4 protein-coding genes are annotated in these 17,954 nt (G+C 42.2%); all 4 read right to left on the reverse strand.

What is annotated here, in order from left to right; all coding sequences use genetic code 11:
• Window positions 1-15: 15 nt before the first annotated feature.
• The 4 genes from EAE92_RS15950 to EAE92_RS15965 all read right to left on the reverse strand — a co-directional run bounded on the left by EAE92_RS15950 (window position 16) and on the right by EAE92_RS15965 (window position 17,795).
• Complete coding sequence (locus EAE92_RS15950; RefSeq protein WP_214068789.1) at window positions 16-4,488, reverse strand: non-ribosomal peptide synthetase; 4,473 nt, start codon at window positions 4,486-4,488, stop codon at window positions 16-18.
• Window positions 4,489-4,548: 60 nt separating this feature from the next.
• Window positions 4,549-5,961: a serine hydrolase domain-containing protein gene (locus EAE92_RS15955; protein WP_214068790.1), complete on the reverse strand. Its 1,413-nt coding sequence runs from the start codon at window positions 5,959-5,961 to the stop codon at window positions 4,549-4,551.
• Between the two features lie 69 nt (window positions 5,962-6,030).
• Window positions 6,031-7,395, reverse strand: coding sequence for an MATE family efflux transporter (locus EAE92_RS15960; RefSeq protein ID WP_214068791.1), 1,365 nt, complete (start codon window positions 7,393-7,395; stop codon window positions 6,031-6,033).
• 125 nt (window positions 7,396-7,520) lie between these two features.
• A complete protein-coding gene (locus EAE92_RS15965; RefSeq protein ID WP_214068792.1) occupies window positions 7,521-17,795 on the reverse strand; it encodes a type I polyketide synthase in 10,275 nt (3,424 codons plus the stop codon).
• Window positions 17,796-17,954 lie beyond the last annotated feature (159 nt).

Here is a 17,954-nt window from a genome sequence, read left to right on the forward strand (position 1 = left end):
GTTAATAACCCAAATTTAAATTGAAAGCATAGATAATTCAGAGATTAATTGTTCAAGTTCAGTACTTGATAATGAAATGGTAGGAAAATCACTGGGTATATAAAAATCCTTGAAATCATAATTATTTAAATCGATAAGTTCCTTGAGCTTACTCTCCATGACATTAATGATATTTTCAATTTTAGGAATATCTATCAACTGCTCAATGTAACTCACACTCACTTTACACCCTTGCTCCCAATAAATATTGAAATCAAAAGCTTCCGTATAGATATTATCCACACTGGAAATCGCATGAGGGTAAATTGACTTGATGTTCACAGCGCCCTGATGAACCGATCCGGAAAAATCACCTAAATAATTGAACTTCGGTACATTGTGAATACGACTTAAATGTTTTTCTGTCGAGCAATGGCGAATGGATTGATAGGCCATACCATTATCATTAACCCGACGCATGGCTATTTTTATCTTTTTTACATGGGAAGATATATTATCTTCACAGTGGCATATGAGTGGATAAATTGACGTGAACCAGCCGATATTATGGCTTAAATCCACTTCACTCTGTTGTGAACTTCTTCCGATACCTTCAAGCTCAACGGTAAAATTATTTTTATTGAAAGTTTTAAATAATGAGTAGGTAAACAGTGAGAAAAATAATTCATTGGGCTTGAGTTTCAATATTCCACATAATTTAGTAAAACTGTCAAAGTTAACACCGGCTATTTCACTGGTTAGCAAACCCACCGTTAATTTACGATTATATAAGTCTTGATATGTAAATAAAGAAGCGCCACTGATTTGCTGTTGCCAAAAATTGATCTCATCCTCGCTGACTGTTTTTGCATAATGTTCAGTAAAATCAATCCATCTGGCGTAATTATTATTTTGTTGGCGTAATTTAAGCGGCTGATGATTTAAATGCTGCTCAACCAGTGTATTTAAGTCTGTTATCAAAATATGCCAGGATACGCCATCAATAATCAAATGATGGGCAATAAGCAGTAATTCGGTCTCGTTACTATCATCAAGGATAATCGCCTGAAATAGCGCAGATCCAGGCCAGCTTGACGCCTCCAAATGCGTTCTCGCCACATATTCCCGTTGCTCAAACCCCACCACATTCACTCTGCGTGTTTTAACATGCCTCATCTCCTCCCGTACTTGTAAAGTAAAGTGTTTATCTTTTACATAGCTATTCAGAATTGGATGGAATGATACCAACGCATCCAAGATCTTATCCAACTCGGTTTGAGTTAAACATGATGGGAAAGATAAGGAGAGCATTTGGTGGTATATCTCTTTCTTTCCTAACAACAGGCCGCTAAACCATTTCATAATTGGCGTGGGCGAGAAAGTCGATATCTTGACGGCTTCTTCTGGCTCCATAAATATCGCCCGACTGTCAATATGGCGACACAATAATTTTGGCGTCGGTAACTGGAGCACTTCCTTCGCGACTACGCTAATGCCTTTTTTCTGGAGCAATGTAACCAACTGGATAGCTTTTATCGAATCACCGCCAGATTGATAAAAATCACTGTGTATAGATAGCTCTGTACAACCCAATACCCGTCTAAACTCTTCGAGCACCGATATTTCTAAGGCGCTCATTTTCTCATCGTCATTAGTACCTATTTTATCATCTTCAAGCTCAAGCAATTTGGCGCTATCAACTTTACCGTTAAAGGTTAAAGGAATTTCACGAATACATTTAATCAATTGTGGAACCATATAGTGGAGTAAATGACTCGATAAATACTGTTTTAATTCTTCTCCACTGACAGCCGATCCCTCCGACAAAACAACAAACGCTTTTAAGATTGAGGCATCAGCATTAGCTTCGTCGATCACTATGGCGACATCCTGAACGTCCTTGTACTCGAGTAGCTTTGTCTCGATCTCTTCGATCTCAATTCGGTGTCCCCTGATCTTGACCTGTTTGTCGATACGGCCTAAATAAGTGACTTGCCCATATTCGTTGCGATAGGCGAGATCACCGGATAAATAGGCTCGTTGTCTTGGATAAAATCGATCAGTAATAAATCTGTTCTGAGTCAATTCCGAACGATTCCAATAACCGGCGGACACGCCATTTCCAGCGATAACCATTTCACCTTTCATGTAAGGAATACAATGGCGTCCATAACTATCGACAATATATATCTGCGTATTGTCGATAGGTTCACCAATCGGCACGGAAACGTCGCTATCTTTGGCGGGATCAAACTGGTGAATCATACAGCCAACCACGGTTTCGGTTGGTCCATATTCATTAAAAATGTCGGCTTTACCACCAAATTGAAGGTATGTGTGATTTGCAACGCTGACTTTTAAATTTTCTCCACCAACGATAAAGCGCTTAATTGTGCAGTGAGGGCCGATAATTTCATGTTGGATAGCGCGTAAATGTGATGGCGTACATTTTACGACGGTCGCCACGCCATCGTGAATAATATCGCTCAGGATAAAGTTTGATGTTTCTGTATATACCTTAATAGCCGAGCCGGAAATCAGCGCCGGGAACAGTGAAGTCACCGTTAAGTCAAAAGTCAGCGGTGTATAATATGCCGCTACATCAGATTTTTCGGGGTAATAAACTTGGGCGGCCCACCGGCAATAATTCACAAGCTCTGGTTGACGAATAATTGTCCCTTTCGGCAAGCCTGTGGAACCAGAAGTATATATTAAATATGCTTCACTTGTCGGTTCACATCTGACTGGTAATGGCAATAAGTCATTTTGTGGCAAAGTTTCAGATAAAGCCGCACTATCGCAATAAGCAACACCTGCCGGCAGTAATGATGCCCAATCCGGGTTTGTAATAACTAATACACATTTGCTATCGGACAAAATATATTTTATTCTTTCCTGCGGTAAATCCTTTTCAAGCGGAATATATGTCGCGCCAACGGCCATAATAGCCAGTAAAGTTGCGATTTGCTCCGCGCTTTTAGGAAGCAAAATAGCCACTCGAGATCCGCCAGAAACCCCGTGATTTAAGAGATTAGCGCTGATTGTGCTAACTAAGATCCGAAGCTCTTGGAAAGTCAGTGATCTATTTTCTTCAATGATTGCCAGCCGATCTTTATTACTTTCCACACTCTGTTCAAATAACGATATCACCGTTGCGGCAGTCGGTGCGGCATTGTTAGCCCCCGTTTCAATCAGTTGAAGATTATCTTCTTTTAATGGTGCAACCATCAGCAACTGACGATGTGGATCAACACTAACTTCATCCAGAATCTCAATTAATAAATTGATTACTACGTCAATCTGCGGCGGCGTATATTCTTCTACTTTGTAGTCACAATATATTTTTGTCGTTCCCTCATTCAATAACTCTTTAAAAAGGAATTGAATTGAATATTGCTGTTCACCGGGGAATATATCCTCGACAATCAATGGGTATTCACCGAGAACCAACTCATATTTAGTGTTAGCATAGTTGTAGCTAACATCAAATAAATCATTAACCGATGCCCCGGCTCTCGTCTCTTTAACCAACTCGGTGTAATCATATTTTTGGTGTCGGTATATCTGATTATTATTCTCTAAAGCTAATTTAATTAAACTGGAGAAATCGGTGTATTCATCCACGGCTATTTGTGTCGGAACAGTAGATACCGTCATTGAATTCCGCACAAGGTTGGTCTTTTTCCTACCATGAAGTGGTATACCAAAAGAGACTTGTTTACTCCCTGAAAGCCGGGATAGCAAAAGAGCAATAACAGCATAGTAGAATACGTTTTCCGTACATCCTAATGTTGCGCAGACATGCTTTATTCTCTTTGATACCTGATGAGGAATATCATAAATTTTCCGTATGGCTTTGGTTGAAAGAGTTCTATTGCCCAAAATAAAATTACTGTTTTCTCCCTTGCCAGCCAGGAAATTACGCCAAAATAACTTATCTTTATCATATTGACGACTAGATGAATATTTTTCTTCTAATGCTAAAAAGTAACTTTGATCATCGCTAAACTCACAATACACAACATCATTCAATGGATTATTATAACACTCACAAACCCTGGCGATAATATTTTGCATTGTCACGCCATCACAAACTAAGTGATGTATTTTGATTAAAAATCCACATTTTGAATCAGATACTTTATACAAACAAAAATAATATAAGCATGTCCCTAAATCCATTTTCCGAGACAGACACTCTTCGCGCCATTGTTCAAATTCTCTTTGTGGATTTTCTCTATTACGAAAATCAATAAAATCGATATTATTTTCCACTCGGCTATCTAAAATAAATTTCGGTGGAATCTCATCATTTAAAGTGAAATTTAGAATTTGGGTTTCTTTAATCACTCTCTGTATCGCATTAGTTAACCTTGTGAAATCCAATTCCGTTTCAACACTACAAGTACCACCAATATTAAACATGCTGGTCCCTTGGTGTTTCAACTCGGTTATCCAAACGCCTTTTTGAATCCCTGTCATTTCATATGATTTGCTACTAATAGACATAATTAAATCCGTATAAATTTAAATTCTGAACATTTTAAAAAAATCAAACCTCTATCAAACTCAATGCACTGAGCGGTGACGATATAAAACCTGAGAGAACAGAGAGAGACAAAGGAGCAAAAGAAGCACAAGAGAACAATACAAAACCCAAAAGCTATTAGGCATCCAAATCATAAATGTCGCCCAAGATAATCCAAGCAACAAATTTGGCAAGGTCAACACGACCAAGAGAGCAATAATAAATAAAGCAGATAAAATTGTCGCTTTCACAACGCCAAAGTTTGCAAGCCAACTTATATTTTTTCCTTTTAAATTTAAATAGATTAACAAGAGGCAAGCCAAAATCACAAATACACTGACAATGAGAAAAGTTCTATCAAAAGTATCAAATAATTCAAGCGCTTTAACGGTACTTAGCCCGGTAAAGTCACCGCCTTGAGCAAGCTGTTCCATTGCTTGCTTGCCAAGTTCAAAAGTAATATTGCTATTAACATTTGCCATCACAGCAACCGCAGCGCCAGAATCCAGATCAACGGCAACGTAACTAGAGAAGGTTGGATTCATTCCGGTATGAAATACCCTGTTCCCCTGTTTATACCATCCCAAGGTATATAGCGTTTTTTCGCTTTCGTTGGTATCAACACCCAACTTCCCTGAAAAGACCCGTTTTTTGGCATTAAGGAGAGTTGAATCCGTATTGCTGCCTAAAAATCTCAACCAGTTAAGCATGTCAGACGCATTAGTTTGTATATATCCGGCGGGTACATTAGCCAAGACAAATGGCGCATCGTATGGTCTGGCTTGCAAAAAACTGATTTGATGGCCGACTGCCTTTTTCGCCACATCTGGAAGAACGGAAGTCCCATTCATCTGTAGCGGCGACAAAATATAGGTTCTCAGCAGTTGTTGATAAGATTGCCCAGAAACTTTCTCCATCATTCTGGCTGCAATATCGTAATTGAGTGTGGCGTATGCATGTTGCTGCCCCGGCATCGTTTGCAGGTTAATTAACTTAATTTCATCGATAACTTGCGAAAGCCCTTTTTGAGGCTGGGAATAGAGCATATCAATGGTTTTAAAAGACAGACCCGATGTATGGTTGAGCAATTGCAAAAATGTCACATCAACGCTTTTACCATCGTAAATCGTTTTTATCGATGGCAATATTGATGAAACTTTGGTTTGGGGCAATATTTTGCCTTCCTCTATCATCTTGGCCGCAATTAAACCGGTAAAAGATTTACTTACCGATGCCAGCTCAAAAATAGTCTCTTTATTTAGATTTTGCGTACCGTTTCTATTCTCATTTGTTAACAATATTATGTTTGATTTTTTATTCTTGTCGACCGTCACCATAACTAATTCAGGTATCTTGCCAAACTCCATATATTGCAAAATTTGACTTTTCAAATTCTCATCTGCCGAACTCACGCCGGAAAATAGAAGAAGGAAAACCATAATAAAACACTTCATAACAGCCCCATTCACATTTAATATTCTATTTCACTTCACACCGGATATTTCGAATAACTAATACCACTCTCACAATCTATCTAAACATGCTCGTTTAGAAACTAAATTTCCTAGCGCGATGAGAGAAAGCACAACAGCCAGAATAAATACCAGTAAGTCCACCGAAAATAGAATCAGAGGAAAGCATTCAACACCAAACAAAAAAGACAATGAAAAAGTTAAAGCAACTTGCAAGAAAAGTTTAAGGAAAACCAATAACATCGAATATTTCTCTTTTTTTACGCTTTGTAGAAAGCCGATAAATACCAGCAACCCACCAAGGAAGAACAAACCTAAAAAAATAAAAAAGGAAATATTCAAAACCGTTAATAACAGACTTTTATCATCAGTGAATAAACCATATAGATGTTCCGGCAACGCAATAACCAATAAAGTCATTGATATTGAATAAAATGCAGCATATGACAATGCCACCTTCAATGACTTTATACAGCGATGATATTTTTCCGCACCAAAGTTATAACTTGATAAAGTTTGCAACGCCGACATCATGGCTATCAACGGTAAAACGACAAAGCTTAATACCCGGAAAACCAAGCCGAAAGCACTAATCATATCACCTGAGTTTTCAACTCCACTCGCTTTGATGAGATAATTGATAGTGAAAATAAGTATTCCATATGACAAATTGCCAATCAGTGTCGGCAATCCGATAAGCACTATATCCTGGCACTCTTTTATTTCTATCGTGAAATAAGTTGGTGAGAGAGTAAGGCGAGTACGATCACTATGAAAGAGCACGGCTGCACATATTAGCGCGACAGTGTTTGCCAGTATTGTGGCAACCGCGGCGCCAAACATTCCCATGTCGAATATAACAATAAAGATGGCATCAAAAGCAACATTAAGAATAGATGCACAGAGCATGATTGAAAACATGGCATTGGTTTTACCTTCTGCTCGCAACAGATCACCCAAAATAGTCGCTATCATGATAATAGGCGCGCATAAGGCCAATGGCATAGCATAATCCAAAGCATAATTAATTATGCTTTCCGTCGCCCCAAGAAATAATAAAACCTCTCGCGCCCATGTTAGAAATAATATGCCAAAACAGATAGCACATACTCCCGCCATAAATATAGCTTGTGTCGCAACTCGATTCGCCAAAACAGGTTTATTCGCGCCTAGAAATCTCGCTACTAAAACGGCAGCACCCGCTCCCAACATAACCCCGACCGCACAGACTAATAATAGGATAGGGAAAAATATTGAAAAGCCTGCCATAGCATCTTTGCCAATATATTTAGTAATAAAGATAGCGTCAATTATTCCATAAAGCCCCTGAATTGACATGCCAAAAAATACTGGAATTGATAATTTTAAATATGCAAAGGGCACAGAATCATTTGCCATGAAATCGGTATTTTTCAATGACATCTCCAATACAAAATTAATATATTTAAATTTAATATTGCTATATATCGTGCGAGTGAAATTTTCCAACTTAAATTAATATCGCGTCATAGCTCTTATAACAAGAGCTATGACCGTAAATATCACTTTAGTTTTTCAATCACGAGTTTGCCAATCACGCTCTCAAGCAATTGTTTAAATAACGTCATTGTGCCGGTGACGTCGCTGACATTGAGATTTTGATTATCAACGGCAATCAGTTTCCGAAGAGTTTCGGTCATATCCGCCACAGTGTTTGCCCACCATTGCGCATGATCAGGTATTGCCATCGCAAGGAAACGATGAAGAAGCTCCAACTGTGACAACCACCGTTTTACAAACTGCTCCAATTCACTCGATGTCATCGCCAATAACAACTCAGGGCTTTCCATCAATTTATTAACCGCGCTTATACCAACATAATGGTGTATTGGCGTGTTTCCGTTCGTAATAGCCGTGTGAGTCTGTAATCCCGACAGAGTTTTATCTAGCGTCCCGCGTAATAGATGGTCAGTAGATAAAAACGCTCCAATTTGAATAACCGATATAGCAAGATAAGGACGAGATTTGTGATACACCTCGTGAGATTTCATAAACTCAAGTCCTTTGAAACCGATAACAGTTTGCGCGAACTCATGATCACTTATTTCACCAAAGTAATTAAAGCTCCCGTCATAGACTTGATAGCCTCCTGGCGTGCGCCCAACTAAAACAAATGCATGTGGAATAACCTCTTCCTCATCGATTTCCAGATTATCAAATAGAGGCCGGAGTAAATATTCACTATCACTCAAGCCGTAAGAAGGGGAAAACGGTAAGTGGTAATCTGAACCGGTGACAATAACCAGTTTTCCTTTCTCCAGTTCCTCTATGCAATACGCGGTGTAAGATGCCAAATCGTCAAAAAATTGCTTGTGATAGGAAAACGAGAAACTTTCCTGCAACTGAGGCCAATCCAATAGCGCGCCATAATTCTGATAGTCACTCAGGATATTGCCTTGTAAGTCGGAGGGCTGCACGCTAAAACCAAACAGTAAGCTTCCATCCGATGCTCGCATTAAGCTATTTGGACAATTCAATCCATAATCATGTTTTAATTTCTCTCTCACTGCCGAATACATACAGCTCACATCATTGCCGTAAAACTCAGGCTTGAACTGCGTATTGTACTGCCAGCCGCTCGAAATAGATGGACGAGGCGTATCGATCAAATGGATGATCTCATTCAAGCTCTTTCGCGATAGCAACATATTCATATCAACAGGAATTTTTACAGACTTCGCTTTCGCGACGACTTGCACTGCGGATAGTGAATTACCCCCTAATGTGATGAAATCATCTTCCCCGTTCACATTACTGACACCCAGTACATCTTTCCAAATAATCTTGAGTTCTTCTGCCATACTCTTTGGCTGCGTAACGTCAGAAACTTGGCTTCTCGCTACACTTTGTGTAGACAATTGGGTTACGTCAGAGTCAACTTTACCTGAGAAAATGGCTTGTAGCCTTTTCACATCTTTAGGATATTCTTTACCTCGAATCGGCATAGGAGGAAGGTTTACCGAAGGTGCAACTGTCTCGTTCAATTCATGCTGCCAATCGACATTGACGTTCAACAGTGACAACATGCCCAGACTTTCCATGAGGCAAGTCTCCTCTTCTTTGCCACGACTAATAAGAGAAAGACAGACATGTTTTGCATTGAAATCCTGATGGTGTTTAATCAGCGACGACAAACCATTTCCAGGCCCCACCTCGACGAAAATAGCATCACCGCTTGCCAGTAATTCCTCCAGTCCTTGAGTAAAGCGCACCGGTTCACGAATTTGGCGAACCCAATAGTGCGGTTCCACCATCAGATTTTTAGTACTCAATTCTCCGGTCACATTAGAGATGATAGGAAGTTTGGGTTCAGAGAGTTTCACGTCACCGATAACTCGCTCATAATCAGCCAAAATTGGCTCCATATAACGGGAATGGAAAGCACGGCTGACTTTAAGACGCTTCGTCTTGATTGATCTGGATTCGCAGAGTTGCTCAAATGCGGTGATTTCCTCGTCTGAACCGGAGAGCACACAAAGTTCGCTGCTATTATCAAGCGCGATTTCCAAGCGGCCAAACAACATGGTTTGAGCCACTGTCGCCGAGCACATAACAGATAACATAGCGGCGGCTTCAGTGGACTGCATCAAACGGCCTCTGGCACAAACCATCTTAATAGCATCCGCGAACGAGAATATTTCAGCAACCGCTGCCGCGACATATTCACCTAAGCTATGACCCAACATCGCAGCCGGTTTAACGCCATAAGACGCGAGAACCTGCACCAGTGAATACTCAATAATAAACATTAACGGCTGAGCAAACTCGGTATTATACAATTTCTCATCATCTTCCCCTGCGAGGAAAAGCTGTTTTAAATCGATCGCGCAATACCCACTGGCGATTTCAAATCCTCGATCACACCATGTTTTGAACAGATCATTTGTGTGATAGAGCGAAAGTCCCATCGCTGCATATTGCATGCCTTGTCCCGGGAACAGATAGACCACTTTTCTCTCTGACGTCATGCCGTTGTAGAGATAATCAGAAGATGATGACGACAAGCGCTGCAATAAACCTTCACGATCTCGGCTATAAGCAACAAACAGATAAGGCATAACGTCTCTTTGCATTAGACGCAATGCCATCTCATTAATGTGACTATCAACTACGTTGCTTTGTATTGCTCGCTTCAACTGCTTCTTATAGCTGTCTAACGACTTTTCATCAGGGGCCGACAATACGATGGGCAGAACAACTGACTGCTCTTTAGTCAGTGTTTGTCGATTGACACTTGGCGCTTGTTCAAGCACTACGTGCGCATTCGTACCACCAATACCAAACGAGCTAACACCCGCTCTTAGCAGTCCCTGAGAATCATCAAGTCGGCTGTATTGATTGCTGATAATGAATGGGCTGTTGACAATATCAATTTCCGGGTTGATTCTGGCAAAGTTGATTGTCGGCGGCAGCTCTTTGTATTTAAGCGCCATTGTTGCTTTTATCAGTCCGGCAATACCCGCTGCCGAGTTCAAGTGTCCGATATTGGATTTTACACTGCCTAATTTGCAGAAGTTTTTCTTATCAGTAGCAAAGGCGTGTTTAAGCGCTTTGAATTCAATGGGGTCCCCCAGATGAGTGCCCGTACCATGCGCTTCAACAAAGCTTAACGTGTCTGCCGAGACATTCGCATCTTTAAGCGCGGCTTGAATCACGTCAATTTGCCCCTGATAACTTGGCGCGGTGTATCCAACCTTTCTGCCGCCATCATTATTAATCGCTGTGCCTATGATGGTCGCATAGATATTGTCGTTGTCTTTCAGTGCTTGTTGAAGTGGCTTTAATACCACAACGCCAACGCCATCACCAAAAACCGTCCCACTGGCTTGAATATCAAACGGGCGACACTTCCCATCTTTTGCATGGATCATTCCCTCTTCAGAGAGATAACCGGCTTTTGTCGGTAAAGTAATGGAAACGCCGCCAGCAAGCGCGATATCACATTCTCCAGCCCTCAGGGACTTGATTGCCTCATTGACGGCAACCAGAGACGATGAGCAGGCGGTAGACAGAACCATACTTGGGCCGGTCAAATTCAATTTATAGGAGACAATGGTCGCCATATAATCCTTATCCGCCACTGTCATTGCACTATATTGGCCCGCACTTCCCTCGGCCGTCGCCATCGCCTGAGCTAACCACTGCAAATTGCCTGACGCTGCCGCATAAAGACCAATTTTGCGCCCGCTTTCTTTGGGCTTAATTCCAGCGTCTTGCAGTGCCTGCCAGCAACATGTATGGAAGGCGCGAACTTGCGGGTCCATTTGCCTTGCTTCGTAAGGTGTATAGCCAAAAAAGGTCGCATCAAACTCACCCGCGTTAGGAAACACCCCTTTCGCTCTGATGTAGTTGGGATTATCTAATAGCGCCTGATCTATCCCCTCTTCAAGCAGCTCTTCTTTGCTGAATATCGATACGGATTCTTTGCCGTAAGTGAGGTTCTGCCAAAAGTCGTAAATGTTTTCGGCTTCCGGGAATGTCGCGGCAATACCAACAATGGCGATTTTTTTACTGATATCAGCATCGAGATCTTGGCTCCGTTGACTATTCAATGGAGCATCAAATTCTGCTGCCTTACTATTTTCAACCGAATCTAATGATATTTCCCCCACCATCATGGTGTTTTGCTCAATAATAAAACCCGCAAGTAATTCCGATGTCGGATAACTGAACATATCCACCACGGACAAATCAATATAAAGCGCTTCAGTAATACGCTTATTGACCTGAACCAGATCCAGTGAATTTGCTCCTAATTCAAAGAAGTTATCACCACTATTAATCGAATGGATTTTTAAGAAGTCTTGCCAAATATCCATAATAGTGTCGATGATCTTTTGTTTTGAAAATATCTGCTTTGAGAATGTCTGCCTTGAATGTGCTGAATGGGATTGATTAGTAAAAGGTCTAATATGGGCGCCGACCCATTGTTCAAATCGCTTATTCAGATCCCCGGTAGAAACAATTAACTGCGCCTCAAGAGGTGACTGTAAAACACGCTCTAAAATATAAAGACCTTCATCCGGCTCAATTAATAGCTGCTCTAATGAAGAACCTATGGCGTCATCAGCATTTTTACGCTCAAATACCCAGCCATCCCAGTTGATACTAATCCAAGGTTTACCCAACTGATTTTGTTGTTTCGCAAATGCATCAGCAAAAGAACTCACTGAACTGTAAGCCGAGAAGCTTAATCCCCCCAAAATAGCCGCAATGGAAGAGCATAAAATACAGAAATCAATTTGTTTGTGTTCTAATAGTTCTGCAAGCAATTGGTAAGAGTAAACTTTTGTATCAAACTGAGGCTGACAGTTCTCCATAGTAATATGGTTAATGCCTTGGAAAGAATCTCCCCGCGTCACACCGGCCGCACAGATCACCCCATTTAACGAGCCATATTGTGCTTCAATGTGACCAATAAGCGCTTCCATCTCCTGCCGATCACAAACGTCCGCCGCGTAGTAATCAATATCCCCTTCATTAATCAGAGATAATTGATGTATTCGATCAATAATTTCTGACTGAGGATGGGCTTTTATTTCAACATCACCCCACTGCGCTTTTTGCGGTAAATCCCTACGCCCCGATAAAATCACCTTAGCGCCATATCGCGTCACTAAATGTTCTGCAAACAGCAAACCCAGATCACCCAATCCACCGGTAATCAGATAAACCCCCTGTTTTTTGAAAAGCTGTTTTTTGGCAATAACGTCGGTAATCGGTTCATTATTCTCAAGCTGTTGGTAACGCTTTTCAAATCGCGCTTGTTGAGACCGTTTGACAATAAAACGCATATCGCTTGCTGTTAATTCTTGAGCAAGAATATCGCATTCTGCCTCAATAGATTCAGCCGTATCTAATTCAATAATTCGAGGATGGCATTTCGTGACTTCCTGAGCGATAACCTTAATTAAGCCGTTGAGCAGACTGTGTTCCGGCAATGCTGTAGTCGCCAATAATAAACGAAATTCAGATAAACGACCCAATTTCCCCCACGATTGCAGTAATAAGATGACAGAAAACCAAGATGTCGTTATGTCTTTGGTACCGGAAAGCGGCCAGGCAAAAATAATTGAGTCCGGCAAGAAACTCGTATTGACTAGCTCAGTCATTAAGTTATCAAAACTATTTTTATCTCCCGGTGTAACGCCAATTACTTGGCCGTCAACATAATACGCCGGCGACGGAATAACGAATTTAAGTTTTTGTCCCTCTTGGCTAAAACGCTCAGTAAACGCGTCACACCACGCTAAACTCGGCACAAAACAGACGATATTATTTGCCTGTCCAGTGTTTTCGGTCGGTAATTCGACAGGTTGCCACTGTTCGGTATACAACCACTGCGTTAATTCTTTTTTAGTTATTTTGGTTTCAGATGTCCGACCGGTCGCGGTAGAGGAAATATGATACTCACTTAAACTTGGCTCTCTGATGAATTGATAGCCCGGAAGACTAATACGCCCCGGAGAGACATTTTGGTATAAGGCAGTCCAATCGATAGAAATCCCCAAAGACCAAAGCGCTCCTAATACCTTAAGCAGGCAGGCTCGGTCACTCTCTTCCTCTAGTGGATGACGTAACAGATTAAACACGGAAATATTCGCGTGACTATCCGCTATTTGCTTCACAAAAGTTGAAAGAGTGCGTCCCGGACCGACTTCTAAAAATACGTTTAGCTCCGGCTCTTGCAGGCAAGTTTCAATGCCTTGTTGGAATTCGACGGCTTGGCATAAATGCTTGATCCAATAATCGGCAGAACACGCCTCTTCCGGTTGTATCCACTGGCCTGTGACGTTTGATAAGAACACCGCTTTTGGCGCTTTAAAATCCACTTTATCCAGTTCCGCTCGAAACTTATCGACGCCGGGCAACATCATCGCCGTATGAAATGCATGCGATGTCTTCAATAATCGACAACGGTAATTCTCTTGTGACAATCGCGCTTGTACCGCTTTAACCTCTTCCAAAGGACCCGCGATAACACACGAATTAGGCGAGTTAATCGTGGCTAGTGTCACTAAGTCCGTCAGAAATGGCGCAACTTTTTCTCTGCTCGAAGCGACACTGAGCATGGCTCCCGGTTCACACTCCTGCATAATGAGACCACGTGAAGCAACCAATTTAAGCGCCTCTTCCAAGGTCATCACTTCTGCCAATGTCGCGGCGACATACTCTCCCACACTGTGACCAATCATTGCACTGGCCCGGATGCCGAAACTTTCCAGACACTTCGCCAGTGCATAAGAGATAACAAAGATAACCGGTTGGGTGATGCGGGTATTTTGCAGTTCAATACTACGTTCTTCTGCATCCTCTCCATCGCTGTACAGAAGCGACAGCAGATCAATATCAAATTGCTCACGTAGCAGTTGATGGCACTCATCCACTCTAGTTTTGAAGATGTCTAGCTCGTGGTATAAACCTTTCGCCATCTCGACATATTGCGCTCCCTGCCCCGGGAACATAAAGACAAGACCGGGTGCATTGTCTGAAATCTCACGCCCCTCTGACTTACCACTTGCCAAACGAGACAACATGGCGCTCAATGTTTCAATACTATCCACAACCGCTGACGAACGGACATCAAACTCACCTCGCCCTAATTGCAACGTGTAAGCCAAATCGGTCAGATTGGGTTCTTGATCTGCATGTTGGATATGGTCATGCAGTTTACTCGCTATTTTAGCTAAACCTTGCTGGCTCTTGCTTGACAGAACGACGAGTTCTGAACGCTCATTATCCCTCTTTACCGACTGCGCTATCGATTTAACCGTCAAGTGCACATTGGTTCCACCAATACCAAAGGAGCTGACTCCCGCGGTTCTAATCTCACTGTCACTCTTCCAATGCCTTGATTTATCGATCAAAGTGAATCGAGTGTCAGACAATGAGTCAGGGATCGTTTCCGTAACATGGCATGACATCGGCAATGTTTGGTGTTTAAGCGCCAATATCGCTTTAATAAAGCTTGCTACGCCCGCCGCTGTATTGGTATGACCGATGTTGGATTTCACACTCCCCAAGACACAACTTTTGTCACTTGCCCCAAGCGCTTCTTTGATGCCCTCAATTTCAATTTCGTCACCAACCAAGGTTGCGGTGCCATGCGCTTCCAGAAATTCAATCTCATCTGGTTTAACACCGGCCATATTTAAGGATTGGCGAATACAATTTGCTTGTCCATTCGCATTAGGAGCGGTGTATCCCGTTTTGTCATGACCATCATTGTTGACGCCAAAACCCGCGATCACACCATAGATGTTGTCATTATCCCTCAGTGCATCCTCTAGCCTTTTGAGCGCCACCATCCCCAAGCCATCACTGAATACCGTGCCGCTCGCTTCTTTAGTAAATGGGCGGCAGTGACCATCAGAACTGTTGACCATTCCTCGCGCATAGACGTAACCGCTCTTAACCGGTGTGGTAATCGATACCCCACCAGCTAATGCAAGATCACATTGATGAGTGTATAAACTCTGACAGGCTAAGGTGATAGCCAACGCGGAGCTGGAACAGGCGCTTTGAACCGTTACCGCCGGTCCGGTTAGATTTAGTTTGTAAGCAACACGAGTTGTCAAAAACTCTCGGTCATTCAAAAGCGCGACACCAAACTGCTCCGTTGAATCCGTCACCTCTTTTTTTAATCGCTCCAACCATTGATGATTCGAGCCACAAGAGGCAAAAAGCCCGGTTATCGGTCTGTATTTTTGATTGCCATATCCGGCATCATCGAGTACCTGCCATGTCGCTTCATGTAACAACCTGAATTGAGGGTCCATATACTGAGCTTCACGAGCCGTATACGTAAATGCCTCTGGATCAAAATCAAACGAGCTAGATAACACGCCCTTGGCTTTAATGTAATTGTCCAACTGCAAAACAGCCGCAGGAACGCCTGCTTCAAGTAACTCTTCATCTGAGAAAAAGCGGATACCTTCATGACCTTCTAGCAGATTTTGCCAATATTCTTGAATGTTCTCACTGCCCGGAAAGCGTCCGCTCATTCCCACAACCGCAACCGCGTGTTGAGGGTAATGGTGCTTGGTCTCTTCGCTTGAAACGGATATTGGCGATGAATTCTGAGGTGTGCGTTTACTCTTTGGTAACGCTTGGTTATTACTTAGCGAGCAAATATGCTGAGCTAATTTCTCACAGTTGCTATAACGATAATAATCACTGATTTTTAGGCTCAAGCCATACTCGGCATTAACCTTATCATGTAATTGCGCAATATCGAGTGAACTCGCACCCGCATCAAAAAAGTTGTCTTTAAGGGTAATCGCATCTTTTGCAAAATGCGTTTTCAGCATTTCAAGTAGCGCTGTTTGTAAACTGGCTTTATCAAATGAATGCGTTCGCGCTTGGTGTACTTCTGCAACCTTGGCATGCTGAACCCTTTCTTTTTGGACATTCGCGACAGGTTTAAACTCAAGGCGATTCGGCAACGATTGATATTGTAGATCCGCCAACGCAGGCTGCGCCCTATTCTCATATTCCTGCAAAATGATGTGCGCATTGGTTCCACCCACGCCAAACGCACTCAACCCTGCCAATCGCACGTCACCATCATCGACTTCCCACGGCTTAGTTTCGGTGTTGATATAAAAAGGCGTGTTGTCCAAATCCAGTTTTGGATTAGCTTTTTTAAAGTGCAACGTAGGCACTAATGTTCTGAAATAGGTGCAAAGCGCTACCTTGATAAAAGCCAAAACTCCGGCGGCTGCGTCACAGTGACCAACATTAGACTTTACCGAGCCTAACGCACACGAGCCATTCCCCGGAAAAACGCTTTTTAACGCGGATAACTCAATAGGATCGCCAAGTAAAGTACCGGTTCCATGCGCTTCGATATAACTAATTTGTTCCGCGTCCACTTCCGAATACTCAAGCGCATCCTGAATCACACTCTTTTGTCCCAATTCGCTGGGCGCGGTAAAGCTGATTTTGTCACTGCCATCATTGTTTACCGCACTGCCTTTAACGATGGCAAAGACTCTATCGCCACTCTGGATAGCATCCTCAAGGCGTTTTAACGCAACAACGCCAACCCCGTTACTGAATACGGTACCGCATGCATTCTCATCGAATACGCGAGTTTTGCCGTCAGGGCTGTTAATCATCCCTTCTTGATATAGATAACCACTTTTATGAGGATGGGTAACACTCACCCCGCCAGCTAATGCAACGTCACACTCACCGGCTTGTAACGCCTGACATGCCATATGTATTGCTACTAAGGATGTCGAGCATGCAGTTTGAATGGTGACCGATGGCCCTCTTAAGTTCAGTAAATAGGAGATCCGCGTACAAAATGAGGGATCATTTAAAGTAGCAACATGGAACTGTTCAGCCGCTGAACTAAATTGTGTATTAAGCTCTTTAAACCAGGACCATTGGCTACTTGCTCCGGCAAAAACCCCCACTTTTCCTTGGTATGTTTTAGAGTCGATATTGGCATGATTTAAAGCTTGCCAGCAGTTTTCTATCATTAAACGGATCTGCGGGTCCATCCTTACGGCATCAGAATGGTTAATACCAAAGTAATCCGCGGCAAATTTAAATGGATGATTAATTATTCCCTTTGCCGAAATATAGTTTTCTCTCGAATACTCTTCTTTTGAAATTCCATTGGCTTTAAGTTCGTCTTCAATAAATGAGCTGATACCATCTACACCGCCTCGCAACATTTCCCAGAATTCACTTACGTTATCAGCGCCAGGAAATTGCCCAGCCATGCCGACTACAGCAACCTCAAGTCCAGTAAAACTATTTTCCATAATTAACCTTTGTTTTCGTTGTTACACAGGCGAGTAATAGCAGGATATCAATGCTCATACGGTGCTTGGTTATTGTTCAACGTACACTCCAAATCTGGAGCCAATAGAGCTGATCCTAATAGTCATGATTGAGCATCTCAGAAATAATATTTACTTTTC

Source organism: Photorhabdus hainanensis (genome assembly GCF_018448965.1).
GTDB lineage: Bacteria > Pseudomonadota > Gammaproteobacteria > Enterobacterales > Enterobacteriaceae > Photorhabdus > Photorhabdus akhurstii.

What these genes read in the sequence shown, in the direction of transcription:
- EAE92_RS15955 (WP_214068790.1), bottom strand. Translation starts at nt 5,961, where the DNA reads ATGAAGTGTTTTATTATGGTTTTCCTTCTTCTATTTTCCGGCGTGAGT.
- EAE92_RS15950 (WP_214068789.1), bottom strand. Translation starts at nt 4,488, where the DNA reads ATGTCTATTAGTAGCAAATCATATGAAATGACAGGGATTCAAAAAGGC.
- EAE92_RS15965 (WP_214068792.1), bottom strand. Translation starts at nt 17,795, where the DNA reads ATGGAAAATAGTTTTACTGGACTTGAGGTTGCTGTAGTCGGCATGGCT.